The sequence below is a fragment of the Streptomyces sp. PTL18 genome, assembly GCF_059510295.1.
The window spans coordinates 74488-98515 of sequence record NZ_JCAJZO010000022.1; the positions used below are offsets into that span (position 1 = coordinate 74488).

At 72.2% G+C, this 24028-nt stretch carries 28 protein-coding genes; all 28 read left to right on the forward strand.

Translation table 11 applies throughout. From position 1 onward, the window contains the following. Window positions 1–123 precede the first annotated feature (123 nt). The 28 genes from AC5WS8_RS30690 (at window position 124) to AC5WS8_RS30825 (ending at window position 24027) form a co-directional block, all read left to right on the forward strand. Window positions 124–645, forward strand: a complete 522-nt coding sequence (locus tag AC5WS8_RS30690; RefSeq protein ID WP_496106755.1) for an HNH endonuclease signature motif containing protein — start codon at window positions 124–126, stop codon at window positions 643–645. Next, on the forward strand, window positions 645–1139 hold the full coding sequence (locus AC5WS8_RS30695; RefSeq protein ID WP_496106756.1) for a single-stranded DNA-binding protein: 495 nt from the start codon (window positions 645–647) through the stop codon (window positions 1137–1139). The genes AC5WS8_RS30690 and AC5WS8_RS30695 overlap by 1 nt, the downstream gene beginning before the upstream one ends. A 155-nt stretch (window positions 1140–1294) precedes the next feature. Further along, window positions 1295–2020: a hypothetical protein gene (locus AC5WS8_RS30700; protein WP_496106757.1), complete on the forward strand. Its 726-nt coding sequence runs from the start codon at window positions 1295–1297 to the stop codon at window positions 2018–2020. A 199-nt stretch (window positions 2021–2219) separates the two neighbouring features. Continuing rightward, on the forward strand, window positions 2220–2978 hold the full coding sequence (locus tag AC5WS8_RS30705) for a hypothetical protein (RefSeq protein ID WP_496106758.1): 759 nt from the start codon (window positions 2220–2222) through the stop codon (window positions 2976–2978). 41 nt (window positions 2979–3019) lie between these two features. Then, window positions 3020–3817, forward strand: coding sequence for a hypothetical protein (locus AC5WS8_RS30710; RefSeq protein WP_496106759.1), 798 nt, complete (start codon window positions 3020–3022; stop codon window positions 3815–3817). 212 nt (window positions 3818–4029) lie between these two features. Further along, entirely contained in the window at window positions 4030–5889 is a 1860-nt protein-coding gene (locus tag AC5WS8_RS30715; RefSeq protein ID WP_496106760.1) for a hypothetical protein, read from the forward strand. Between the two features lie 68 nt (window positions 5890–5957). Further along, window positions 5958–6431, forward strand: coding sequence for a hypothetical protein (locus tag AC5WS8_RS30720; protein WP_496106761.1), 474 nt, complete (start codon window positions 5958–5960; stop codon window positions 6429–6431). 77 nt (window positions 6432–6508) lie between these two features. Next, a complete protein-coding gene (locus AC5WS8_RS30725; RefSeq protein WP_496106762.1) occupies window positions 6509–6904 on the forward strand; it encodes a hypothetical protein in 396 nt (131 codons plus the stop codon). A 258-nt stretch (window positions 6905–7162) separates the two neighbouring features. Beyond that, window positions 7163–7354 carry a hypothetical protein gene (locus AC5WS8_RS30730; RefSeq protein WP_496106763.1) on the forward strand — a complete coding sequence of 64 codons (192 nt, stop codon included), beginning with the start codon at window positions 7163–7165 and terminating at the stop codon, window positions 7352–7354. Window positions 7355–7374: 20 nt separating this feature from the next. Then, window positions 7375–7908 carry a helix-turn-helix domain-containing protein gene (locus tag AC5WS8_RS30735; protein WP_496106764.1) on the forward strand — a complete coding sequence of 178 codons (534 nt, stop codon included), beginning with the start codon at window positions 7375–7377 and terminating at the stop codon, window positions 7906–7908. 6 nt (window positions 7909–7914) lie between these two features. Then, window positions 7915–9174 carry a PBSX family phage terminase large subunit gene (locus tag AC5WS8_RS30740; RefSeq protein ID WP_496106765.1) on the forward strand — a complete coding sequence of 420 codons (1260 nt, stop codon included), beginning with the start codon at window positions 7915–7917 and terminating at the stop codon, window positions 9172–9174. A 6-nt stretch (window positions 9175–9180) separates the two neighbouring features. Continuing rightward, entirely contained in the window at window positions 9181–10659 is a 1479-nt protein-coding gene (locus tag AC5WS8_RS30745; RefSeq protein WP_496106766.1) for a phage capsid protein, read from the forward strand. 38 nt (window positions 10660–10697) lie between these two features. Continuing rightward, entirely contained in the window at window positions 10698–12932 is a 2235-nt protein-coding gene (locus tag AC5WS8_RS30750) for a phage minor capsid protein (RefSeq protein ID WP_496106807.1), read from the forward strand. A 4-nt stretch (window positions 12933–12936) separates the two neighbouring features. Beyond that, window positions 12937–13110, forward strand: coding sequence for an Rmf/CrpP fold protein (locus tag AC5WS8_RS30755; RefSeq protein ID WP_496106767.1), 174 nt, complete (start codon window positions 12937–12939; stop codon window positions 13108–13110). Between the two features lie 111 nt (window positions 13111–13221). Then, window positions 13222–13884 carry a hypothetical protein gene (locus tag AC5WS8_RS30760; RefSeq protein ID WP_496106768.1) on the forward strand — a complete coding sequence of 221 codons (663 nt, stop codon included), beginning with the start codon at window positions 13222–13224 and terminating at the stop codon, window positions 13882–13884. 15 nt (window positions 13885–13899) lie between these two features. Then, window positions 13900–14907, forward strand: coding sequence for a major capsid protein (locus AC5WS8_RS30765; RefSeq protein ID WP_496106769.1), 1008 nt, complete (start codon window positions 13900–13902; stop codon window positions 14905–14907). Between the two features lie 3 nt (window positions 14908–14910). Continuing rightward, entirely contained in the window at window positions 14911–15099 is a 189-nt protein-coding gene (locus tag AC5WS8_RS30770) for a hypothetical protein (protein WP_387688502.1), read from the forward strand. A 4-nt stretch (window positions 15100–15103) separates the two neighbouring features. Beyond that, entirely contained in the window at window positions 15104–15493 is a 390-nt protein-coding gene (locus tag AC5WS8_RS30775) for a head-tail connector protein (RefSeq protein WP_496106770.1), read from the forward strand. Continuing rightward, window positions 15490–15810, forward strand: coding sequence for a hypothetical protein (locus AC5WS8_RS30780; RefSeq protein WP_496106771.1), 321 nt, complete (start codon window positions 15490–15492; stop codon window positions 15808–15810). Before AC5WS8_RS30775 ends, AC5WS8_RS30780 begins: the two co-directional genes overlap by 4 nt. Then, window positions 15807–16163: a hypothetical protein gene (locus tag AC5WS8_RS30785; protein ID WP_496106772.1), complete on the forward strand. Its 357-nt coding sequence runs from the start codon at window positions 15807–15809 to the stop codon at window positions 16161–16163. The genes AC5WS8_RS30780 and AC5WS8_RS30785 overlap by 4 nt, the downstream gene beginning before the upstream one ends. After that, window positions 16153–16566 (forward strand): minor capsid protein, encoded by a 414-nt coding sequence (locus AC5WS8_RS30790; RefSeq protein ID WP_496106773.1) that lies wholly within the window; start codon window positions 16153–16155, stop codon window positions 16564–16566. Before AC5WS8_RS30785 ends, AC5WS8_RS30790 begins: the two co-directional genes overlap by 11 nt. A gap of 12 nt (window positions 16567–16578) precedes the next feature. After that, window positions 16579–17055 (forward strand): phage tail tube protein, encoded by a 477-nt coding sequence (locus AC5WS8_RS30795; protein WP_496106774.1) that lies wholly within the window; start codon window positions 16579–16581, stop codon window positions 17053–17055. After that, on the forward strand, window positions 17052–17510 hold the full coding sequence (locus AC5WS8_RS30800) for a hypothetical protein (protein WP_496106775.1): 459 nt from the start codon (window positions 17052–17054) through the stop codon (window positions 17508–17510). The genes AC5WS8_RS30795 and AC5WS8_RS30800 overlap by 4 nt, the downstream gene beginning before the upstream one ends. A gap of 258 nt (window positions 17511–17768) precedes the next feature. Next, the gene (locus tag AC5WS8_RS30805) at window positions 17769–20174 is read left to right on the forward strand and encodes a phage tail tape measure protein (RefSeq protein WP_496106776.1); all 2406 of its coding nucleotides are present in this window, start codon (window positions 17769–17771) and stop codon (window positions 20172–20174) included. 2 nt (window positions 20175–20176) lie between these two features. Further along, the gene (locus tag AC5WS8_RS30810; protein ID WP_496106777.1) at window positions 20177–21079 is read left to right on the forward strand and encodes a phage distal tail protein; all 903 of its coding nucleotides are present in this window, start codon (window positions 20177–20179) and stop codon (window positions 21077–21079) included. Window positions 21080–21092: 13 nt separating this feature from the next. After that, complete coding sequence (locus AC5WS8_RS30815; protein ID WP_496106778.1) at window positions 21093–22091, forward strand: hypothetical protein; 999 nt, start codon at window positions 21093–21095, stop codon at window positions 22089–22091. A gap of 14 nt (window positions 22092–22105) precedes the next feature. Further along, window positions 22106–23206 carry a hypothetical protein gene (locus AC5WS8_RS30820; protein ID WP_496106779.1) on the forward strand — a complete coding sequence of 367 codons (1101 nt, stop codon included), beginning with the start codon at window positions 22106–22108 and terminating at the stop codon, window positions 23204–23206. Further along, entirely contained in the window at window positions 23206–24027 is an 822-nt protein-coding gene (locus AC5WS8_RS30825) for a hypothetical protein (protein WP_496106780.1), read from the forward strand. The genes AC5WS8_RS30820 and AC5WS8_RS30825 overlap by 1 nt, the downstream gene beginning before the upstream one ends. Window position 24028: the final 1 nt, after the last annotated feature.

Sequence of the window (24028 nt, forward strand, 5' to 3'; positions counted from 1 at the left end):
AGCGCAAGGGGCGGAACTGATCGGCCAAGGCCCGCCCCTGTGCTGTATCTTCCATCCATGGATGGTTCAATCCATCCACGAAAAGACAGTCGGCGCCTGAACACATCCCGCGGAGGTACGTCCATGAGCCGGCCCACAGCCGCCGAGCGTTTCGCCGCCAAGACGACCCCCGGACCCGTTCCCGCTGGCCCCAACACCCCCGTTACTCCATGCCTGTTGTGGCCCGAGGGCAGCCTCGACCGCGACGGATACGGCCGCTTTTGGGTCGACGGCCGAGTCGTCCCCGCGCACCGCTGGTCGTACGAACAGGCCCGCGGGCCCATACCGGCCGGCCTCGAACTCGACCACCTGTGCACCGTCCGCCGATGTGTCGCCGACGACCACCTCGACCCCGTCGACCACCGCACCAACGTTCTGCGCTCGACCGGCCCATCGGCCGTCAACGCCCGCCGCACCAAGTGCAAGGCCGGCCACGACCTCACCGACCCGGCCAACGTCCGCGTGAGCTACCCCCCGTCGCACCCCAACGGAATGCGCAAGTGCCGCGCGTGCGCCCGCGACCGCGCCCGCCGCACCCGCGAGCCCCAGCTCGCCCCCGTCGCCACCATCCCCACCCACACCACCCCGGAGAGGACCGCCGCGTAATGGCTGGAGAGACCCCAATCACCGTCGTTGGCAACGTCGTTGCCGACCCCGAGTTGCGATTCACCCCGTCCGGCGCCGCCGTGGCGAACTTCCGTATCGCCTCGACGCCCCGCACGTTCGACCGCACCACGAACGAGTGGAAGGACGGCGACACCCTGTTTCTGTCCGTCAGCGTGTGGCGCCAGCAGGCCGAGAACGTCGCCGAGTCCATCAAGCGCGGCGACCGCGTGATCGTCGTCGGCCGTCTCGGACAGCGCCAGTACGAGAAGGACGGCGAGCGCAAGTCGTCGTATGAGGTACAGGCCGACGACGTCGCCCCGTCCCTGCTCCGAGCGACCGCCCAGGTCGTCAAGAACGGCCAGCAGAACGGCCAGCAGCAGCGCGCCCAGGGATACGGCCAGCAGGGCGCACAGCAGGGATACGGCGCCGCCCAGGGCGACCCATGGGCCAGGCACAACGCCGCCCAGGGATACAGCGCCGAGCCCCCGTTCTAAGACCTCGCCGCGACCGGTCGCGGGCCCGCTCACGCGCGGGCGCGCGAGCGCCGCGCAGTGGTTCACCGCCAACACGCAGACACCCGCATTCATCCATGCACTTCCGTGCCGCCGCGAACACCGACAACCGCCTCACGAGACCGGAGCCACGACCCATGACCCGCATTCCCGACGCCGTCGCCGTTGCCTCGCTCGACACGCACCGCTTGATCGTCACGGTCCCCAACGACGGCCCCGCCGAGGTGTCTTGCAACCTTCCGCGCCCCGTCGCCGCGTCCGTACTGCGCCAGATCGCCGACGGCCTCGACAGCCCGGCCGGCCGTTGCGACACCGCCCTCGCAACCGGCCGCCCGTGCCCCGTGCACGACGGCCCCGCCGCCGCCCTGCTCGCTGCCGCCGACCAGGCCGGCCCCGCGTTCGCCCGCGGCATGGCCAAGGCGCAGCGCCCCGCCGGCCTCGACGCCCTGCTCGACCACGTCGCCGCCGCCATGGCCCCCGACGTCGACGGACACCACGCCGCCGAGGAGCCCGACGCGCTCACCGCCGGCGACGTGCGCGACGCCCTCGCGTTCAACACCGACGAGCGCGACCCGGCCCTCGCCACGCTCCGCGACGTCCTGCTCGACACCACCGCCACGCGCACCCCCGAGCAGGCCCTCGCCGCCGCCCGCGTTCTGTTCGAGGCGCACGCCCGCCAGATAGCCGCCCTTGTCGAGGCTCACCACCGAGCCACCCGGACCCGATGGGGACTCACCCGCTCGACTCGCGGCCTGCTCACCGGCTACGAGGGCGCCCGGAAGATCGTCACCGCGTACGCCGACGGCCTCGCCGACGAGCAGGCCCTCGCCGAGGGCGCAGCAGCCGACCAGGCCGAGCAGTGACCCGCGCCCGGACGTGTCGGGCGTGCCGCCGTCCACTCCGCGCACCCTCGCCCGACGGATACGGGCCCAAGTGCCGGCGCAAGCAGCAGCCGCCCGACGTCCGGGCCCACGGGGGCGACCTGTGGGCCCTCGCCCAGCAGCCGCGCCCCGCCCCGCCCGGACACCCCACCCTCGACGACGCCCAGGAGCAGCAGCACCCATGACCCGCCGCCCCTACCACCGCCCCCCGGAAGGGCGCGACCGTGATCGCACCGAACGCGACCGCGTCGTCGACGTCCTGCTCGCCCGCCTGCAACGGGGCGCCCTGTCCTCGGCCGAGGCCGCCCTACTTGCCGAGCACGTGCGCGAGTTGCAGCGCCTCGCAGAAGAGAACCGCCGCGCCATGGTCGGCACAACCCGCGCCCTCGCCAAGCACCGCGAGGCCGCCGACGCCGCGATCGTCGAGGCCGAGGAGCGCGCCAAGCAGGCCGAGCAGCAGCTCGCCCCCGTCGAGGCCACCCTCGCCGAGGTGCGCCGTCGGCACCGCGGGGCGTGCGAGCGCGTCGACCAGGTGCTCGCCGTCCTCGCCCGCGTCCGTAACGCCCAGTCCCTCGGCGATGCCCTCGCCGCGGTCGCCGAATACGACGGCCTGTCGCCGGCCGCCGCCCGAGTGCACGCCCGCATCCTCGACCGCGCCGACTCGACCGAGGCCCGCCTCGCCGAGCAGCAGCGCGACCACGACATAGCCCTCGCTCGCGAGCGCCGCCGCGGCGACGGATGGCAGCGGCACGCCCTCGCCACCGACCACAAGGCCGACCGGTACCGGACCGCATGGTTCGCCGCCCGCCGCGACCGCCGCGCCGACCGTGCCGCCATGGCAGCCGAGTTGCCACTCGTGCAGGCCGGACAGCAGGCCCTCGCCGGCCGTTGTCCGTTCCCGTGCGCCACGTGCGCAGCCGAGACCGCGCCCCGCGCCTGATCCACCCGCCGCCCCGCACTGAGCACCAGGAGCTACCGCCCATGACGATCACCCCCGGCCAGCGTGCCGCCGACGACCTCGCCGCCGTCCGCGAGCAGTGGGGCGACCTGCTCGCCGCCATAGCCGAACCGCCGCGCGTCGCCGAGTGGATGCCGTACGAGCGCCGCGGATTCCTCGACCAGCTCGCCGCCGACGACCGCGACGACGACCAGGCCCTCGCCGAGGCCGCCGTCGGCCGTCTGCCGCTCACCATCCGCGAGCACCCGGCACCGGCCAACCTGCGGGCCCTCGACGCCGCCCTCGCCGTCGAGCGCGAGGTGTTCGACATGTGCGACGCCGTGACCGAGCGCGTGCAGCGCCCCGCCGGCGACGCGAGCGACCCGCGTCTCTGGCACGTGCCCACCCACCGCGACGCGGGTCCCGCGAGCGTCGCCTCGGCAGGCTCACGCGCGTACGGCCTGCATTGGGCCGCCGTATGGCTGGAGGGGCGAGCCCTCGACGACGACCTCGCCGACCGCGCCCTGTTCACCATGACGCCGGCGACCCTGGTCGACCAGATCGCCGACGTCGCCCGCACCGCGCGCCGCCGCGTCGAGGCCGCCCTCGGCCGTGCCGCCCGGACGATCACGCTCGACGACGCGTGCCCGTTCTGTAAGGCCGGCCGCATCACCGTGCACAACGGGGGAGGCGACCCGCGCGCTGCCGTGGCGACCTGCTCGACCGGTCCGTCGTGCCCGGCCCCTGTCGACGTCGAGCGCGGCCGGCGGGCGTGGCGTGGGCCCGCCCTGGTCGATCTGTGGACCGCCCTCGACGCACGGCGCACTGTGCCGGCCGCGTAGGCGCAGCAGGCCCCACACCCCCGGGATGGGCGCCCGGGGGTGTCGTCGTTCCCGTCCGGACCGCACGGCGTCACGGTTCCGTAACGCTTGCTGTAACCGTTGCTGTAATCATTGCTGCAATGACTACTGTGGGAACTCCTGACGGGCCCTCACCCCGGCAGGAACGCCGGCCCTCACCCGGCGCACCAACAGCAACCCAAGGGAGCGACCCCATGGACCTGTACCGTCCCGCCAACCCCCGCAGCCGCGGCGCCGGCCACTACCGCCGCCCCGGCACGTCGTCGAGCTACTGCGGGCGCACCGTCGAGGCCACGCCCACCGAAGAGAAGTACGTGACTGGCGTGTGCCAGATGTGCGCCAAGGCCGAGAAGCGCGACCGCGTCGCCGCCGAGCAGACCGCCGCCGACCGCGACGTGAACGCCCCCACCCTCGCCCAGCGCGCCGGCGTCCGTTACGCCCTGGTCGGCAAGGGCCGCCGCGTCCACTACTCGAACAACGACGACACCCTGTGCGGGCGCGAGGTCACCGAGTACACCGACGGCCTCGACGAGCGTCACCCGGACCTGTGCGCCCCGTGCATCCGCGCCGCCGAGGAGCGCGCATACGCCCTCGCCCTCGCCGCCGCCTCGCCCCTCGCCGCCGCCGCGGTCGACCTCGCCGAAACCGTCGAGCAGGCCGACGCCGAGCAGGCCGCGCCCCCGGCCGACGAGTCGGCGACGGTCCCCGGCACGCTGGTTGACCCGTGGACGTGGATTCGGCGCCCGTCGAGCAGCGACGCCGCCCAGGCCGCCGAGGAGCGCGCCGAGCGTCGCCAGCAGCTCGCCGACTCCCGAGGGGCGAACGCCTACCCGCTCGCGGTCGCCGCTGTCCGTCAGGTCGTCCGCGAGATGCCCAAGGCCGGCGCCCTCCGCGTCCGCGTCACCGAGGGCAGCCCCGAGGCGACCCTCACCCGCGACGACCTGCACGCCCTCGCCTACAGCGGACACACCACCGCCGACGCCGTCGCCCGCGTCCGCGCCGCCGTCGCCGCCCACATCCGCCACGGGGAACGCGAGGTGCACCTGATGTTCCCCGCCCTCGGTATGCGCCCCGCCCTGTACCTCCCCGACGTCATGGCCCTGTTGCGTCACTGGGAGATCACCCAGGCCGAGGCCGAGCAATTCGAGCGCACCGCGCGCGCCGTCGACGCCGTCGAGCACGCCGAGCAGGTCGAGGCCGGCGTCGCCACCGTCGAGGACGCCGAAGCGCTGTACGGCGCCGCCCTGGTCACCGAGGCCGAAGCCACCGACGGAACGTGGCGGGGCGCGTGGATCGGCGAGCAGCCGGCCGCCGATGTCCTGTTCGTCGTCGACGGCACGGTCGAACACCGCGCCCTGTTCACCACCGGTTCCCGCGTCGTGTGCGCCGACGGCCGCGAGCGCACCGTCGAGGGCACGGTCGAGCGCACCGGCGAGCCGACCCGCGTCGTCGTCGAGGGGGGCGCCGAGTGGATCGCCGACAACTGCCGCCCCGTCCGTGAGCAGCAGCGCGCCGCCCTCGACCGCATCAAGGCCAAGGCCGACGCCGACCGCGCCGCGGGCCGCGCCGCGACCGACGACCAGATCGCCGCCGAGTGCGCCGCCCACGGCGTACCGGCCCCCCACACCGTTGCCGCCCGGATCGCCGCCCGCACCGCCGAGCAGGCCCCCGAGCGTCGCGTGATCGAGGGCGTCGTCGTCCAGCACAACGGCACTGCCCAGGGCAGCACCCCGGACGACGCCGACCACCCGAACGTGATCGCCGCACGGGCCGCCCTCGACGGCCTCGCCGCCGCGACCATGACCAACCACCACGACGTGAGCGACCCGACCGAGGACGAACAGCACGTGCGCGGGTACCTGATCAACCCGCGCGAGGGCGACCGCGTCGCCGTCTACTGGCTGGAGGCCGGCCGGATCATCCGACGCGACCAGATGCCGCACGGGCCCGCCCTCGACTGCCTCGCCGACCGACTCGAACGCCGCGGGTGGACCGTCGAGAAGATGCTCAGGTCGAGTCAGTGCGTCTTCGCGCACCGGCCGTCGACCGACTGATCACCAGCCCGACCGGCCCGCCCTCGACCGGGGGCGGGCCCCGTAGCCAACCGGCAGGAGAGCCCGAGATGAGCAACGAGCAGCCACCCCGCGACGACGAACAGGGCGGCGCCGCCCGAGGAGCGACGCCCGACACGGCCAGTGACCGCCTCGCCGCTCAAATGCTCGGCCTGATCAACGAGTACGAGCGCGAGCGGGCCGCCGCCCGTGCCGCCCAGGGCGATACCAACCCCTACGACCTCGACCCGTACGCCGACGTTCTGGACCTCGCCGTGCAGTACGAGCACGCCCGCGAGAACGAAGACCCCGCCGTTCTCGAACGGTTCCTCGACGACCTCGCGGAAGACCTCGACCTCGACGACGTTCGCTCACTGCGCACGGCCGCCGTCGCGGTCGCCGACGCCATGGGCCGGATCGCCCTCGCCGCGCGCGAGAAGGGCATGAGCCCCGACCAGATCGCCCGCAAGACCGGTTACACCGCGAGCCGGATCACTCAGTTCATCCGCGAGGAGAAGCAGCGCCGCGCCGACGGCGCCCAGTAAGCCCGCACAAGCAGCGGGCCCGCCCGGTTCCTCACAAACCGTATGGGCGGGCCCTGACCACCAAGGAGCGACCCAAGATGGCTACCGAGCAGCGTACCCAGCGCCGCGCCCGCCCTGTCCCGGGCACCCGCCCGTCCGTCCGCCTCGACGAACAGTTCGCCCGCGACCTCGCCGTTCTCATGCAGACAGGCGACGACCTGACGACCGCCATGCGGACGGCCGTCGGCATCGTGGCGACGATGTACCGGACCGGATGGCACCACCGGATCGTGCCCGTCGGCACCGCGCCGACGCTCGCCGCATTCAAGTTCGTCGAGAAGCCGCCCGTCGTCGGCCCGCCGTCCCTCCCGTGGGTCACCGAGCAAGGCCCCATGTGGACGCTCAGCAGCAGGCCCACCAGCCCTGATGACGCCCGCCGACAGCTCCCGCCGACGCCGCCGCGGGCCGTCCGCCGACCGGTCGGCAACCAGTAGCCGACCGTCGGCGCCTCGACCGCGCCCCGCCCGCCGCACCGCCGACGAGCGGGGCGCAGCCATGCTCGGCCGTCAGCAGCCGCGCCGACCGGTCGCACCCCGGCGCACGCGCACGCGAGCCGATCACGCTTGCGCCGTTATCGATCTGTGACCTAATGTTGGGGCCGTCTCCGGCGTGCCCGGAAACGCCACCGACGAACGCCCCGCAGCGATCACGCCGCGGGGCGTTTTCCATGCCCACGACCGGAGGCTCGCCCCGTGATCTTCAAGGTCCGCCCCGACACCGCCCGCCTCGGCCAGGACGCCTACGAGGCGTACGCCCAGGCCGTCGAGAACAAGAACGTCAAGGGCGAGGATCTGCCCGCGTGGGCCGACCTGACGCGCCCCGTACAGAACGCGTGGCAGCTCGCCGCCGAGGCCGTACGGCACCGCGTCGAGCTGAACACCTGACCGGCCCCGGGGGGTGAGCCATGGCCCGCCCCATCACCGACGCCGACCGCCGGCGCGTGCGCGAGCTGCACGCCGCAGGCAAGAGCCGGAACGAGATCGCCCGGAAGATCAACCGGTCGCCCTCGACCGTTTCAAAGATCGCCGCCAACCTCGACCCGCCCCTGTCGTTCGACCGCGCCGAGCAGGTCGAGGCCGCAACCCGCGTCCGTACCGCCGACCTCGCCGCGCGCCGCGCGTCCCTCGCCCTCGCTCTGCAGGACGACGCCGAACGACTACGGGCGCAGCTCTGGGCCCCCACCGTGCACGGCGAGTTCGCCGGCCGCGAGGGCGAGTGGCACGAGACCCACCTACCGCAACCCCGGTTCGGCGACCAACGGGCGATCATCGCGTCGGTACAGACCGCCGTCGGCACCTCGCTACGCCTCGCCCCGGCCGAGGGCGGAGAGGACGCCGGACAGGTGCGCAGCATGTTGGGCGCCCTCGGCGAGGCCCTGACGCAGGCCGCCAACGACGACCAGGCCCACGACGACGACGGGGGCGACGCCGGGGGGTGAGCCGCGTTGCTCGACCTCGACCGTCTGCCCCTGTCCCGTAAGCAACTCCGCAGCATCGGACAGGCGACCGCCCGTATCAACCTGTGGCACGGCAGCGTCCGGAGCGGGAAGACGATCGCCTCGCTACTGGCGTTCGTGATCGCCGTCGCCACGGCCGGACCGTCCGGCCTGATCATCGTGGTCGGTCGGTCGTTGCAGACGATCGAGCGCAACGTGTTGGAGCCCCTACAGGACCGCGCCCTATTCGGCGCCCTGTCCCGGCACGTCGTGCACACCCGCGGGGCGACGACCGCGACGATCCTCGGCCGTACGGTCCACCTGATCGGCGCCGCCGACGCGCGCGCCGAGGGCCGGCTACGTGGCCTTACCGCCCAACTCGCCTACGTCGACGAGGCGACGCTACTCCCCGAGGCGTTTTGGACTCAGCTACTCGCCAGGTTGAGCGTCCCGGGCGCCCGCCTGTACGCCACGACGAACCCCGACTCGCCGCGGCACTGGTTGAAGGTTGGATACCTCGACCGGATCGCCGAACTCGACATGCGGGCGTGGCACTTCCGCCTCGCCGATAACCCCAGCCTGTCGGCCGACTACGTCGCATCGCTCGCCGCGGAGTACACCGGCCTATGGCGCCGGCGCATGATCGACGGCGCGTGGGTCGTCGCCGAGGGCGCCATCTACAGCGAGTGGGACGAAGACCGGCACGTCGTCGACGAACTACCCGCCATGCGCCGCCATTGGGTCGGGATCGACTACGGCACGACGAACGCTTTCTCGGCCGTCCTGCTCGGCCTCGGCGTCGACGACCGGCTGTACGCGTGCGCCGAGTGGCGTTACGACTCCCGCGCCACACACCGCGCCATGACCGACGCCCAGTACAGCGCCGCCGTCCGGAAGTGGCTCGACGAGCAGGACGTCGCCCCCGAGTGGACGTTCGTCGACCCGAGCGCAAAGTCGTTCTCAACCCAGCTTTGGCAGGACGGCCACCCGGGCGTGGCCCGCGCCGACAACACCGTCGGCGACGGCATCCGTTCCGTGGCCGCCCTGCTCGCCGCCGGCCGGCTGTACGTGCACCGGTCGTGCGACGGCCTGCTCGGCGAACTCCCCGGCTACTCATGGGACCCCAAGGCGACCGAGCGGGGCGAGGACGCGCCGTTGAAGGTCGACGACCACAGTTGCGATGCGATCCGGTACGCCATCCACTCGACGTCGCACGAGTGGCGCCACCTGCTCACCGCCCGCCCGCCCGACACCACGACCAGGAGGTGAGCCCGAATGGCACTGCCCGAGAACGGCGCAGCGTGGCCGCCCCCCGAGTGGGCCCCGTACTTTGACCGGATCGCCGTCGACGACGCGTGGTACTCCGGAGACCGTAAGCGCCTCGCCCGGATCTACGGCCGCGAGCAGAAGACCCCGCGCCGGCGTCTGTGGAGCCGCCGCAGCGTCGCTCACCGCCCCGGCCACGACACCCGCTTGCACGTCCCGTTCGCCGGCGATATCGCCCAGACGTCCGCCGACATGCTGTTCGCGGACATGCCCCGGGTCGTCGTCGAGGACGCCCGGACACAGACCCGCCTCGACCAGGTACTCGCCGACGGCCACGTTCAAAAGACCCTGCTATCGGCCGCCGAGCAGTGCGCCGCCCTGTCCGGGATCTTCCTGCGGGCCGTGTGGGACCGCGACCTAGTCGACCGGCCCCTACTCACCGCCGTACAGCCCGACAACGCGATCCCCGAGTTCCGATTCGGGATGCTCGCCGCCGTCAACTTCTGGCGGGAACTCCCGGGCAGCACCACACAGCTTGTGTGGCGGCACGTCGAGCGGCACGAACCCGGCCGCATCGCGCACGCGCTGTACCAGGGCAGCGGCGACAACATCGGGCGACGCGTCCCGCTCGCCGAGCACCCCGACACGGCCGGCCTGGTCGCCAGCATCGAGAGCGACGGCGAGTCGACGACGACCGGAATCCGGCAGCTCACCGCCTGCTACATCCCCAACATGACGCCCAACCGGCTGCACCGGGGGTCACCGATGGGGCGCAGCGACTACGCCGCCCCGATCTATGACCAGCTCGACAGCCTCGACGAAACGTGGACGTCATGGATGCGCGACATCCGCCTCGCCCGCGCCCGCCTGATCGTCCCCGACGGGTACCTACGCAGCAACGGGCCCGGCCGCGGAGCATCGTTCGACGAAGACGCCGAGGTCTACGCACAGCTCAACATGCCGCCGACCGAGAACGGCGGGATCACCCTGTCTCAGTTCGAGATCAGGGTCGACGAGCACCAGCGCACCGCCGAGGCCCTGATGAGGCAGGCCGCCCAGTCCGCCGGCTACGCGGCACGGTCGTTCGGCCTCGACCAGGACGGAGGGCAGGCAAGGACGGCGACCGAGGTCGACAGCGACGACGACCGGTCGATGATCACCCGGAGCAAGAAGGCCGGCCACTGGAAACAGGGACTCGCCGACGTCCTGTTCGCCCTGCTCGGCGTCGACGCCGTGCAGTTCCGAAGCGGCATAGTCCCGGAGCGCCCGCGCGTCGAGTTCCCCGACGGCGTCGCCGAGTCCCCCATGGACACCGCGACGACGCTCGAACTACTCAACCGGGCGCAGGCCGTTTCGACACAGACCCGGGTCAAGATCCTTCATCCGGACTGGGACGACCAGGCCGTCGCCGCCGAGGCCGCCGCCATCCTTCGGGAGACCGGCACCGCGGCGCCGGACCCGGGGGATACCTACCCGCTCGCCGCATGACGAACGGGGGGTGACCAGGCGTGCCGATCCACCCGGGCATGGTCGAGGATCTGGCCGCGACGACGCGAGACCTGTACGCCGGCGCCGAAGAACGGTTGCTCGGCATCATCGCGCGCCAGCTCGCCGCCGGCCTCGACGCGCCCGGGTGGGTCGAGGCCAAGCTCGCCGCCGTCCAGCAGGTCACGCGAGGCGCACAGGCCGTCGTCGACGAACTGGGCAAAGCCGTGTCGCTCGACGTGTTCGACGCGGTCGCCGAGGCGTACAACGTCGGACACCGCGCCGCGGTCGCCGAACTCGGCGCCCTGTCCGACGACGCCCGCCGCCTGGTCGACGACCGCTTGCCGCAGGCACAGGCCGTCGACCGCCTCGCACAGGAAGCCGTCGACGTCGTCACCGCGACCCATCGGTCGATCCTGCGGGCGTCCGTCGACACGTATCGCGCCGTCGTGTCGTCCGTGGCCGCCACGCCCCTACTCGGCACCGGCACCCGCCGGCAGGCCACCCAAGACGCGATGCGTCGTTTCGCCGATGCCGGTATCCGGTCTTTCGTCGACCAGGCCGGCCGCCGTTGGCAGCTCACCTCTTACGCCGAGATGGCAGTGAGGACGGCGACCGGGCGAGCCGCGACCGAAGCCCACATGCGCACGCTCGCCGAGCACGGCGTCGACCTGGTCGTCGTCAGCGACGCACCGCGCGAGTGCCCCTTGTGCGCGCCATGGGAAGGCAAGGTGTTGTCGATCGGCGGGCCCGAGGGGGCGCGCACGGTCGAGGTCGAGCACGCCACCGAGGACGACCGCATGGTGAACGTCCGCGTCGCCGGCAGCCTCGACGAAGCACGCGCACGAGGGTTGCAACACCCCAACTGCCGCCACTCCGTGAGCGCCTACACACCCGGCCTTACCCGGATCGAGCAGGCCACCAGCGACCCGGACGGGTACGCGGCCGGCCAGCGTCAACGGGAGATCGAGCGCGGCATACGGAAGTGGAAGCGCCGCGAGGCCGCCGCCGTCACCCCCGAGGCGCAGCGCGCCGCCCGCGCCAAGGTGCGCGAGTGGCAAGGCACGATGCGCGACCACCTCGCCGCCCACCCCGACCTACGCCGCAACCGCACCCGCGAGCAGCACGGCGCCGGGAACCTCCCCGAGCGCCGGACCGAGGCCACGCCCGAGCAGGTCGAGGCCGCCCGCGTCTGGTCGGGCGACGACGCCAGCGTGCGCGCCATGGGCGACGACCAGCTCGCCGCCGCCATGCGCTCGAACCTGCTCGACGACCGGGCCCGCGCCCGGATCGAGGCCGAGGCCGACCGCCGCGACCTCGACGCCCTGCTCGACCGCGCCGCGCCCCGCGGGAACCTTGCCGCGGACCTGACCGAGTTCAGCGACTCCGAGCTAGGCCGCGTGATCGGGCACGTCGACGACGCCGACGCGCTACGGATCGCCGCCGAACTCGACCGCCGCGACCTCGCCGCCCGCCTCCCGGGCGTCCGCCCGGATCTGGTCGGCCTGTCCGACGACGAACTCGCCGCCCGCGTCCGGCACGCCATCGAGCACGGCCTCGACGACGTCGACCAGCTCGCCGCCGAGGCGCACCGCCGCGACATGCTCGCCGCGATGTTCCCCGCCGGCCGCCTGCTCGACGACCTGTCCGACACCGCCGACGACGCCCTCGCGTGGGCGATGCAGTACGCCAACGAGGCCGAACTACTGCGGATCGCCGGCGAGATGGACCGCCGCGACGCCGTCGACCTACCGGCCCCGGCCGCCACGGGGAACGCCGTCGACGACCTGCTCGCCGACCGCGACGCCCTCGCCGAGGCCATGGGCGACACCACGCCGGCACCCGACGCGTGGGGCGCCCTCGCCGACGACCAGGCCCTCGACGACGCCGACCCCGGATTCTGGGACGACCTGAAGCAGGCCGCCGCCCGCCTATTCAGGGACGACGACGACCACGACGAGCGGCACAAGATCACCCGCGCCGAGGCCCGCCGGCTCTACGACGAGTACGTATATCGCCAGTACCTCGCCGCCGAGGACGCCTGTAACGGCTACCTGCTCAACAAGAAGGCCCAGGCCGCCGGCCACAACCCGGCAACCCTGTTCAGCGGGCCCGCCCGTATCGCCTACGCGCGGGCGTCCGACGAGCTGAAAGAGTGGTGGGCGACGCATGGCCGGTTGACGCAAGCCGAGTTCATCGAGCAGGTGACCGGCAAGGAACAGCGTTGGGCCACCGGCGCCCGTCACAACGAGATCGACCACCAGAACAAGAGGTGACCCCATGGGCACGCGCGAGGAGATCGTGAAGGCAGTCACGGCCGGCCGCGAGGCAGGCCGCCGAGGCGACCCGCCGACCGCGTGCCCGTACCCGCGTACCTCGACCCTGGTTACCGCGTGGGTCCGTGGCTACGCCGAGACGCGTCCGGTCGCCGACGACGACCAGGCCGTCGAGTAGCCCCACCTCGACACCACCCCGAAGGGGGGTCCGCCACTACGGCGGGCCCCCCTTTCGCATGTCCGCACCCCGCCCGCCCGGCGGGCCCGACCGCACAGGAGACGACCCACCATGTCCGACGCGCCCGCCACCCCCGGCACCGGCACCGGCGACCAGGGCGGCACCGGCGCCCAGGCGTCGCAGCAGACCCCGGCCGCCCCCCAGACCCCGCAGGCCCCGGCCGCGCCGCAGGCGCCCGCACAGGCGCCCGCGCAGGCCCCGGCCGCCACCCCGGCCGCGCCGTCGGCCGCGACGCCGCAGCAGCCGGCCGAGGGCGACCTGTCCGCGCTCCCGGAGTGGGCCCAGAAGCTCATCAAGGACGCACAGGCCCCGAAGGAGCCGGCGCCCGCTCCGGCCGCGCCGACCGCGCCCGAGCAGGGCGCCGAGGGCGACCTGTCCCGTCTGCCCAAGTGGGCACAGCAGCAGCTCACCCAGGCCCAGGAGCAGGCCCGGACCGCCGCCGTGCAGGCCGCCGTACTGCGGGCCGCGCCGACCGCGGGGGCGAACGTCGCCGCCCTGCTCGACTCCCAGTCCGCCATGACCGCGCTCGCCGCGGTCGACCCCAACGACCAGGCCGCCGTGACCAACGCGATCAAGGCCGCCGTGACGGCACAGCCGCACCTCGCCGCCAACTTCGGTCCCGCCCGGGGCGGCGCCGACTTCGGCAACCCCGCCCCGCAGGAGCGCAAGCCCGGCTCGCTGCACGACGCCATCGCCGCCCGTCTGGGCGCCTAACCCCAGGAGCACCCCATGCCCGTCACTCTCGCCGAGGCGAAGAACAACGCACAGGACGACGTCGACGTCGCCGTGATCGACGAGTTCCGCAAGGAATCCGCGATCCTCGACTCGCTCACGTTCGCCGACGTCGTCAACCCCGCCGACGGGGGCGACACCCTCACGTACGGCTACCGCCGGCTCATCACCCAGCCGACCGCCGCGTTCCGTGCGCTCAACACCGAGTACACCCCGCAGAACGTCACGACCCAGCGCTACACGGTCGACCTGACCGTGATGGGTGGGTCGTTCCAGGTCGACCGCGTGATCTCCCGTATCGGCCCGAATGCGTCCGGCGTCGTCACGCTGAACATGCAGCAGAAGATCAAGGCGACCCGGACCCAGTTCCAGGACACCGTGATCAACGGCGACACGTCCGTCGACGAGGAGTCGTTCGACGGCCTCGACAAGGCCCTGACCGGGACGGCGACGGAGTTCCGCGCCGGCGAGGTCACCGACTGGACCGACTTCGACACCAACGCCCGCGCCGAACACAAGGCCCTCGACGCCATCGACGAGTGGCTGTCTCTGCTCGACGGATCGCCGACGATCATCCTCGGCAACAAGCGGGCACTTGCCCGCGTCCGCGCCGCCGCGCGCCGCGCCGGCATGTACACCCGGAACCCCGTCGACGGCCTGCTCGGTCCGGGCGGTCGCCCGATCATGCGCGAGCAGTACGGCGACATCGTGTTCGCCGACCCGGGCGACAAGGCCGGCTCGAACAACCCGATCATCCCGATCGAGACCCGCAACGTCGGGGCGCAGACCGGCGTGACCGGCCTTACCGACCTGTACGCGTACCGGGTCGGCCTCGACGGATTCCACGGCGTCGCCTGCATGGGCGGCACCGTCGTTCGTCAGTGGCTCCCCCAGTTCGACACCCCGGGCGCCGTCAAGACGGGCGAGGTCGAACTCGGCCCCGTCGCCGTCGCGCTCAAGGCCACCAAGGCCGCGACCGTGTTCCGCAACGTGAAGGTGGGCTGACCCATGGCAGTGATCCGTACCCCCGTCGAGGGGTTCAGCGGGCCGGGCGTGGGTGGTCTGCACTTCGTCGACGGCCAGGCCGAGACGGACGACCCGGCCGTGATCGCCTACGCCGAGCGGCACGGCTACGACGTCGAGGACACCGCCCCGAAGCGGAAGGCCCCGGCCAAGACCGAGACGCCGAAGGAGTAGCCCGGTGCCCCGTGTCTACGCGACCCCCGAGCAGTTGGCCGCGTGGACCGGGCAACCGGCGCCGGCCGACGCCGAGCGGATGCTCGCCCGCGCGTCCGCGGACGTCGACGCCGCCCTGTTGTGCGCGTTCTACCGCACGAGCGACGCCGGAATGCCGATCGACCCGCCCGTCGTGCAGGCCCTCGCCGACGCGACGTGCGCGCAGGTCGAGTACCAGCTCGCCACGGGCGACGACGGCACCGGAGCGGCCGGCCGATGGGGCAGCGTCTCTATCGGCCCCGTGTCGCTCGGCGACCGCCGCGACGACCCGCGGGCCCCGGGCGACGTCGACCTCGCCCCCCGCGCGCACCGCGCCCTGATGGGCGCCGGCCTGCTCCCGGGGGTGATCTGGTGAGGGTCCCCGCCTACCTGCTACGTCACCGGATCACCGTCGAGCCCTACCTCGGCGACGGCGCGTACGGCCCCCAGTGGGGCCCGCCCGTGCCAGGCGTGCCCGCCCTGGTCGCCGCCGCGGTGAAGCAGGTACGGCGCGCGACCGACGGCCGCGAGGTCGTCAGCAGCACGACAGTTATCGCCGCGCCCGGCCTCGACTGCCCGCCCGGTTCCCGAATCACGCTCCCGGACGGCCGCACGACGACGGCGATCACGACCGCCGACCACACCGCGCCGGGCCTACCGGTTCCCGCCTGTACGGAGGTGAGTTGCGAGTGACCGCACGCGCCCGCCTCACATGGAACGGCGCCGCTGCACTCCGCGGCACCCGCGCCGGCGCCGTCCGCGGCCTACGGCTCGCCGCCGAGCACGTGCTCGAACGCTCCCGCGGTCGCGTCCCGATCGAAGAGGGCACCCTCGAACGGTCCGGCGTCGCGTCGGTCGACGAGGAGGCCCTGACCGCCGGCGTCAGCTTTGACCAGCCGTACGCCGTCCGCCAACACGAAGACCTCAACCTGAGACACGACGCCGGCCGTACGGCGAAGTACCTCGAAGGCCCTTTGACCGAGGAGGCCGACACCGTCGGCGAGATCATCGCGGCGCAGGTTCGGAGGTCGCTCCGTGGCCGCTGATCTGCTCGACGGCCTCGCCCGGTTCCTCGACGGCCTCGGCCTGGTCGAGTACGACCCCACAGGCCGGGCCGGCGACCTGTTCGTCGAGGCGATGCCGCCGGCGCCCGATGCCGCCGTGTCCCTCGCCCTGTACGACGGCCCGGCCCCGGAGTCCCGCGACGACGCCGAACAGCGGCGCCTACAAGTGCGCGTGCGCGGCGGGCCCGACCCCCGCGTCTCCCGCAACCGCGCCGAAGCCCTGTACCGCGCCCTACACGGCCGCACGGGCACCAAGTTGCCCGACGGATCGTGGCTCACCCTCGCCGCCGCCCGCGGCACCCCCGCCCCGTTGGGGCCCGACAGCAACGGCCGACACGAGCACGTCGTGAATTTCGACCTCGACGTGTCCGGCCCCGACCAGTAAGGAGTACCGCCCATGGCAGGCAACAGCCGCCCCATCGACGCCCGCGGGTGGGTGTTCGAGGTCGAGGACGCGGACGCGTCCACCGACACGTGGCTTCCGATCGCCGGTATCAACACCTTCACGCACAACCCGGGGGAGAACGAGGAAACGGTCGACACGACCGTTTTCGAGAGCGCCGGCCAGTACGAACAGGACGTGATGCAGAGGGGCGCCTCGCTCACGATCGAAGGTCAGTACCGCGTCGACAAGACCACCAAGGCCCAGGACCCGGGACAGGCGTACATCGACCACGAGTGGTCGGCCCGCCTCGGTTTCGACTCCCGCAACCGCGTCCGGTGGCGGCACGAGACACAGACCCAGTGGGTCGTGTGGGACGCCACCGTGACCCCGGGCGAGCAGGGCGGAGGCAACAACGACAAGACGTCATGGTCGGCGACCATCACCCGATGCGGCGCCGCGACTACCGCCGCGGTGGTGACCGGCCCGTGAGCGACCTCGACCTCGACGAGCAGCAGCTCGACGGCGCCGCGGGTACGGCCGACTTTGACGCGTTCTTCGCGGAGGAGTCGGCCACCCGGCCGCGCCAGTCCCTCACCCTGTACGGCCGCGACTACCAGTTGCCCGAGTCCCTGCCACTCCTGTTCACGCTCCAGATGGAGCGCGTACAGAACAGCAGCAACGCCGACGACGTGCGCAAGATGCTGTCGACCCTCTACGGGGGCGACGTCCTCGACACGTGGGCCGACCACGGCATGACCGACCGGCAACTCGGCGTCGTGCTCATCTACTCGGCCGCCAACATCCGCAATCCCGGGAGCTGCACCATGCAGCGCGCCGCGGAGCTGTACGCCCAGCAGGAAGCGGGAAAAGCGCCGGGGCCGAACCGGGCGGCACGCAGGGCGAAGAAGAAGGGGAAGGGGCGGAGTTCTGGCAAGCGGTCCTGACGCACTGGGTCGCCGTCGAGGGCGACCTCGCCCGCGAGTACGGCCTCAGCGCGCGTGACCTCGCCGGCCTCTCCACCCGCCGTTTCCTGGCCCTGGTCTCTGGCCTGTCCGGCGAGGCCCGGTTCGCCCGCGCCTGGTCGCGCACGCCCCGCAAGGTGACCAGCCCCGCAGAGATCGCAGCTATCACCGGCCTACCGGCCGAGTAACAGCACCACCCCGGCACCGCGCCGGATGACCCCCGATGGGAGGTGATCCGGCGTGGCACTGACCGTCGGCGAACTGCTCGCCACGATCACAGTCGACGACGGCCCGGCCACCGCCGGGATGCAGCGCGCCGAATCCCAGATGCGCGCCACGGGCGACCAGATGGTCGCCGACGCCAACCGGGCCGGCCAGCAGGCCGGCGACGCCCTCGGCGAGGGTATGGCCGATGGCGCCGACGACGCCGCGGGCGAGGGCGCCGGCGCGTTGAAGGCGTTCGGGTGGGCCGCCGTGGGCGCCGGTATCGGCGCCGCCCTGATGACGGGGGTTGGGCAGGCCCTCGAACAGCAGAAGATCACCGGCACGCTACAGGCGCAGCTCGGTACGACCGGGCCCGTCGCCCAGAAGTACGGCAAGGCCGCCGGCGACCTGTACGCCGGCGCGATCGTCGACTCGGTCGAGGACGGCGCCGAGGTCATCAAGGGCATTGCCCAGAATGGCCTACTGCCCCCGGAGGCCACACAGAACCAGATACAGACACTCGGAAAGAAGGTCGCCGATACCGCCGCCGTAATGGGCGAGGACGTCGGGAAGGTGTCCCGCGCCGTCGGAACGATGCTGAAAACGGGCGTCGCCGACTCCGCCGAGCAAGCCCTCGACGTCCTGGTGAAGGGCACGCAGAACGGCGTGAACGTCGCCGAGGATCTGCTCGACACTTACGCCGAGTATCCGACTCAGTTCCGCGACCTCGGCCTCGACGCACAGACGTCTATGGGCATCCTGCAACAGGGATTGCAGGGGGGCGCACGCGACGCCGATATCGTCGCCGACGCCCTTAAAGAACTGAACATCCGCGTCAAGGACGGAAGCGGCGCGGAAGGGCTGAAAGCCCTTGGGCTGAATGCCGACCAGATGGCCGCGGCATTCGCCAAGGGCGGGCCGCAGGCTAAAGCGGCACTCGACACGATCACGGACCGGCTACGGGCCGTTAAGGACCCGACGGAACGTTTCCGCCTCTCTCAGCAGTTGCTCGGCACGCAGTCGGAAGACCTGTCGCGTGCCCTGATGAGCATTGACCCGAGCGCCGCCGCGGGCGCGCTCGGCAAGGTCAAGGGCGCCGCCGACTCCGCGGGCAAGGCACTGCACGACAACGCAGCGACCCGGTTCGAGGCGTTCAAGCGGGGCGCCATGCAAGCGCTGGTCGGCGTCGTCGGCGACTACGTCGTGCCGGCCCTGATGACCGGCGCCGACGTCGCGGTGAAGTTCGGCCAGGGCGTCGCGGACGCCGCAGGATTCGTCTCCGAGCACTCGACCGCGTTCGAGGTCGCCGGCGGCCTGATCCTCGCGTTCTTCCTGCCGACGCTGGTCGCCCTCGCCGCACAGGCATGGACAACGACGACCGCCGTCGTCGCCGGATGGATCGCCCAGGGCACCGCCCAGGCCGGCGCGGTCGCGTCGTTCCTCGCGGCGAACGCGACGATCCTCGCCGGGTGGATCGCCCAGGGCGCGAGCGCGGTCACCACGGCGGCGACCGTCGTCGGCTCATGGATCGCCATGGGCGCACAGGCCATGATCCAGGCCGCGCGCATGGCCGCCGCGTGGCTGATCTCCATGGGCCCGATAGCCCTGGTGATCGCCGCGGTCGTCGGCCTGGTCGCGCTGATCGTCGCCAACTGGGATTCCATCGTCGAGTACACCACTCAGGCGTGGGACTGGATATGGGGCAAGATCAAACGCGTCGGCGAGATGCTGGTCGAGTTCTTCCTGAACTTCACCCTTGTCGGCCTGATCATCAAGCATTGGGACGACATATGGAAGGCCACGAAATCCGCTTGGGATACCCTCGTTAACTGGGTCCGCGGAATTCCCGGAATGCTGTATAACGCATTCCTGAAGTGGACACTACTCGGCCTGATCATCAGCCATTGGCAGGGCATCAAGACGGCCACGGTCAATAAGGCCGGTGAAATGGTCGCGTGGGTCCGCGGACTGCCGAAGCGAATCTCTGACGGAATCGGCTCCCTGAAACAACTCCTGTACGACAAGGGAACCGACGTCGTGCGCGGCCTGTGGAACGGCATTAAGTCCATGGGTTCGTGGCTGCGTTCCACGCTGATCAGTTGGGCAAAGGATCTGATTCCGGGCCCGATTGCAAAGGCACTCGGAATTCACAGCCCAAGTCGCCTCATGGCTAAAGCCGTTGGCCGCTGGATTCCCGCCGGCGTCGTCAAGGGCATCCGGTCCGGACAGGGCGCCCTCGACCGCGTCATGTCCAACTTGGTCACCCCGCCCGCCGTGCCCCAGTTCGCCGGCGCGGGCGCCACCGTCGGCGCCTACGGCTCGCCGTACGCCTCGACGGCCGCGGGCGCGACCGTGCACGTCGAGCACTGGCACGCCGCCGAGAACGGCACCCCGGACGACAACGCCCGCGCCCTCGCGTGGCTCGCCAAGGGCAGGGGGTGACGATGCCTGTCGCCGCCCCCCTGGCCGCCGTGGGCGCCCTGGTCACCCAACCCGGGCACGTCCAGTACGGCGACCTGCTGCTCGGCCCCGGCACGCCCTACCGGTGGCGGACACTCACCGGGTGGGGAGACCTCCCCGCCCTCGACTCCGGGAGCGTGCAGCGCGCCGACGCGCACGGCGCGTTCCCCGGTCTGCTGCTCGCCCAGTCGCGGACGATCGGCGTCGACGGCCTGGTCGTGCGCGCCCCCGCGGCGCAGATCGGCGAGGTCGTCGGCCGGCTGGAGGCCGGGACCGTGCCGCGCGTCGACGAGATCCCTCTCGTGGTGTGGGTCGACGAGCGCGGGCCCCTGCTGGTCTACGCCCGCGCGACCCGGCGGGCCGTGCCGACGACCGCCGGCTACCGCCTCGGCACGATCACGGGCGGGGCGATTGAGTGGGTCGCATCCGACCCGCGCCGCTACGCCGTGGCCGAGCAGATCCTCGCGGCGTCGCTACCGGCGTCCGAGCCGGGCCTCGCGTGGCCCCTGGTGTGGCCGCTCGACTTCGGCGCCCCGGGCAGTACCGGCCGGCTCACCGTGGCCAACACCGGCACCGCGGCGACTCACCCCGTCGTCGAGTTCCGGGGCCCCGTCACCGCGCCGAGCCTGGTCAACGTCGACACCGGCGACGCCCTCGAATACGACCTACCGCTCGCCGCCGGCGACGTCCTGGTCGTCGACACCGGCGCCGGAACGGTGACCCTGAACGGCACCGCGTCGCGCCTGTCGACCGCGACCTCGCGCAGCGTGCCCGAGCAGACGTTCACCATTCCGCCCGGCACCACGACGTTCATGTTCCGCGCCGCCCCCGGCTCGACGGACCCCGCCGCATCCGTCGCCGTCCGCTACCGCGCCGCCTACTGGTAAGGAGAGACCCGCCGTGTCCGTGCGCGCCGCATGGCTGCTGCCCCAGGGGCAGACGAGAGAAGACACCCGCCTCGCCCCCGTGGGCACGTGGTCGCCCGAGACGGAGATACGCACCCGCGACGGCGTGATCCCCGGAGGCGCCCCGTTCGCCGCGACCGGCCTCGACGCCATGTCGCTACAGATCGGCGTCGGCCGGGCCGTCGTGCAGGGCACCGACCCCCAGGGCGCCTACCCGGTCGCCGTCGACGCCCCCGAGGTCGTGAAGTTCGCCGACGGCGACGCCCAGTTCGACCGGATCGACAGCGTCGTTCTGCACGTGTACGACAGCCTGTTCGACCAGAACGGCCAGGCCCTCGCCGCCGTCGAGATCATCAAGGGCGACGCCACCGCGACCCCGACCGCGCCGCCCCTGCCCTCGGCCCATCTGCGCCTGTGGGACGTCCGCGTTCCCGCGGGTACGTCCGCCGGCGTGGGCGGTATCGACTGGCGGAGCGCCCTCGCCGACCGGCGCCGCTTCACCGTCGCCGCCGGCGGCATCCTCCCCAAGGGGTGGGGGCTCGCGTTCGACGGCGCGTACGACGGCCAGTACCGCGACAACGGCGGCACCCTCGAACGCTGGAACGCCACCACCCGCACGTGGGCCGCCTACCAGCCGCCCGAGTTGCCCGTCGAGACCACGAACAGCGGCGCCGTCACCGCGACCGGCTGGACGATGACCAGCTTTGACGCGCGCCGACACCGCCGCACCGTGCAGTTCATTGGGTTCTGGCAGCGGACCGGCGCGACCCTGCCCTCGAACCCCAACGTCGCCGACACCCTGATCGCCACACTGCCCGCCGGATGGCGCCCGGCCCTGACCGTCGAAGCGCTCTGTTCGAACGGCTACGGGTTCGGCGCCGTGGCGATCGGCAGCGACGGGAAAGCGACGCTGCGTTCGTGGGCCGGCGGCAACAAGACCACCGGCGTCGAGCAGGGCGAGACCGTACGCGTCTCCGCCACGTTCGTGCAGTAGAGGGGGCGCGCATAATGCCCTCCCAGCCGTACCGCGTCCTGTTCTGTGACCTGCGGTCCGACACCCTGCTCGACGCCCTGCCCGTCAACGGACTGTCCCTCGACGACTACATAGGCAAGTCCGGATCACTGCGCGGCACCGTTCCAATCCCGAACCGGGAGATCGCCGAGCGGGCCCGCCGCGCCCTGGTGCCCGGCAGGACCGCGGTATGGGTCGAGCGCGGGCGCGAAATCTGGTGGGGCGGCATCCTGTGGACGCTGCAACTCGCCAGCGACGCCCGCGGGTACCTCACCGCGCAGATTCAGTGCGGCGGGTGGGAGTCGTACCTATACCGGCGCCTGTTGTTCGACACCCAGGTCGCCCAGGGTGTCGACCAGTTCGACCTAGTGCGCGGCCTGGTCGACTACGCGCAGTCGACCCCCGGGGGCGATATCGGCATCACCTACGACGGCGAGCCGTCCGGCGTCACCCGTGACCGCGAGTTCTCCCGCTACGACCTCCCCGTGATCGGCGACCTGATCGACCAACTCGCCGCCGTCGAGCGCGGTTTCGAGTGGCGGATCGCCTCTTACCGAGACGCCAACGGGCGCCGCGTGAAACAGCTTGTCCTCGGCCATCCGATCATCCGCGCCGGCGCCGCCGAGATCGTGCTCGACCACCCCGGGCCGATCCTCACCTATGCGTGGCCGCACGACGCGTCGGCACTGGCGAACGGGTGGCAGTCCCGCGGCGCCAGCATCAACACCAACCAGGCCGCGGACAGTTACCCGCTCATGTCCGAGCGCCTGGTCGCCGACGACGACATAGCCGCCGGGTGGCCACGCCTCGACGGATCGTCCGATTACACCACCGTCGAGGAACAGGCCACCCTCGACGACCACGCGCGGGCCGACTGGAACGCCGCCCGCCGGCCCGTCGAGATCCCCGAGGTCGAGGTGTTGCTCGGCGACAACGTGAGCCCGGCACTGCTCGGCTCGACCGTCCGCGTCCGTATCCGCGACCTGTGGCACCCCGACGTCCTCGACGCCCGATACCGCGTCGTCGGCCTGTCCATCAACCCGCCCGAGCGAGGTCGCCCCGAGACGGCCAAGCTCTACTTGGAGGTAGCCGCCTGATGGCGTACGTCCCGCAAGACGTCCTCGACCGGATCGCCGCACTCGAACGCGAGGTGCGCACCCTCCGGGGCCGGGCGCAGATGCGCCCCGCCCTTAACGAGATCCTTAACGGCGACGTGCGGATCGGCGAGGGTGGCCGGCTGATCGCCGAGGCGCCGAACGGTAACCGCATCTTCGTGACCGGCCAGACCCCCGCGGGCGACTGGGCCGTCGGCATCGCGCGCCCCACGGACGGCACGGCCGCCCTGACCGTGGGCGACGAGGACGCCGCCGGGGCCGGCCAAATGATCCGGATGTGGAACCGCGACCAGGGCAACCGCGACGTGATCGTGATGGATGACGCGTTCTCCGAGCGATTCCTCGGCCGCCCGTGGGTGCCCATCGGCCTGTACCCGACCGCCCGCCAGTCCTACACCGGCACCGCCTACGACACCGCGTGGTGGGGTAACAGCCCCGCGCACAACGCCGTCGCCGTGATCTCCGTGTTCACCTACGCGGGAACTGGTGGCGGACAGGTCAAGATATCCATGACCCCGTCCGGGGGCAGTTCGCGCACGCTCGCCGAGTACGACGTCGCGGCGAACACGTGGACACAGCGGGTCGTCGAGGCACCGCTCGACGGCGTCGAGTTCCTGCAATCGATCACGTGGGACGTCAGCCACCGCGCCAAGACCAGCGGGCAGAACGTCGAGACGCGCATGTATCGCGCGTACACCCGGAACACGTTCACGGTCAGCGAGGCCCCCGCCGCCCCCGTGCGTACCGCCGCCACGACCGCAGTCGCCGGCGCCGCCGTCGCCGCTCCCGCCGAGGAGGTGTGAC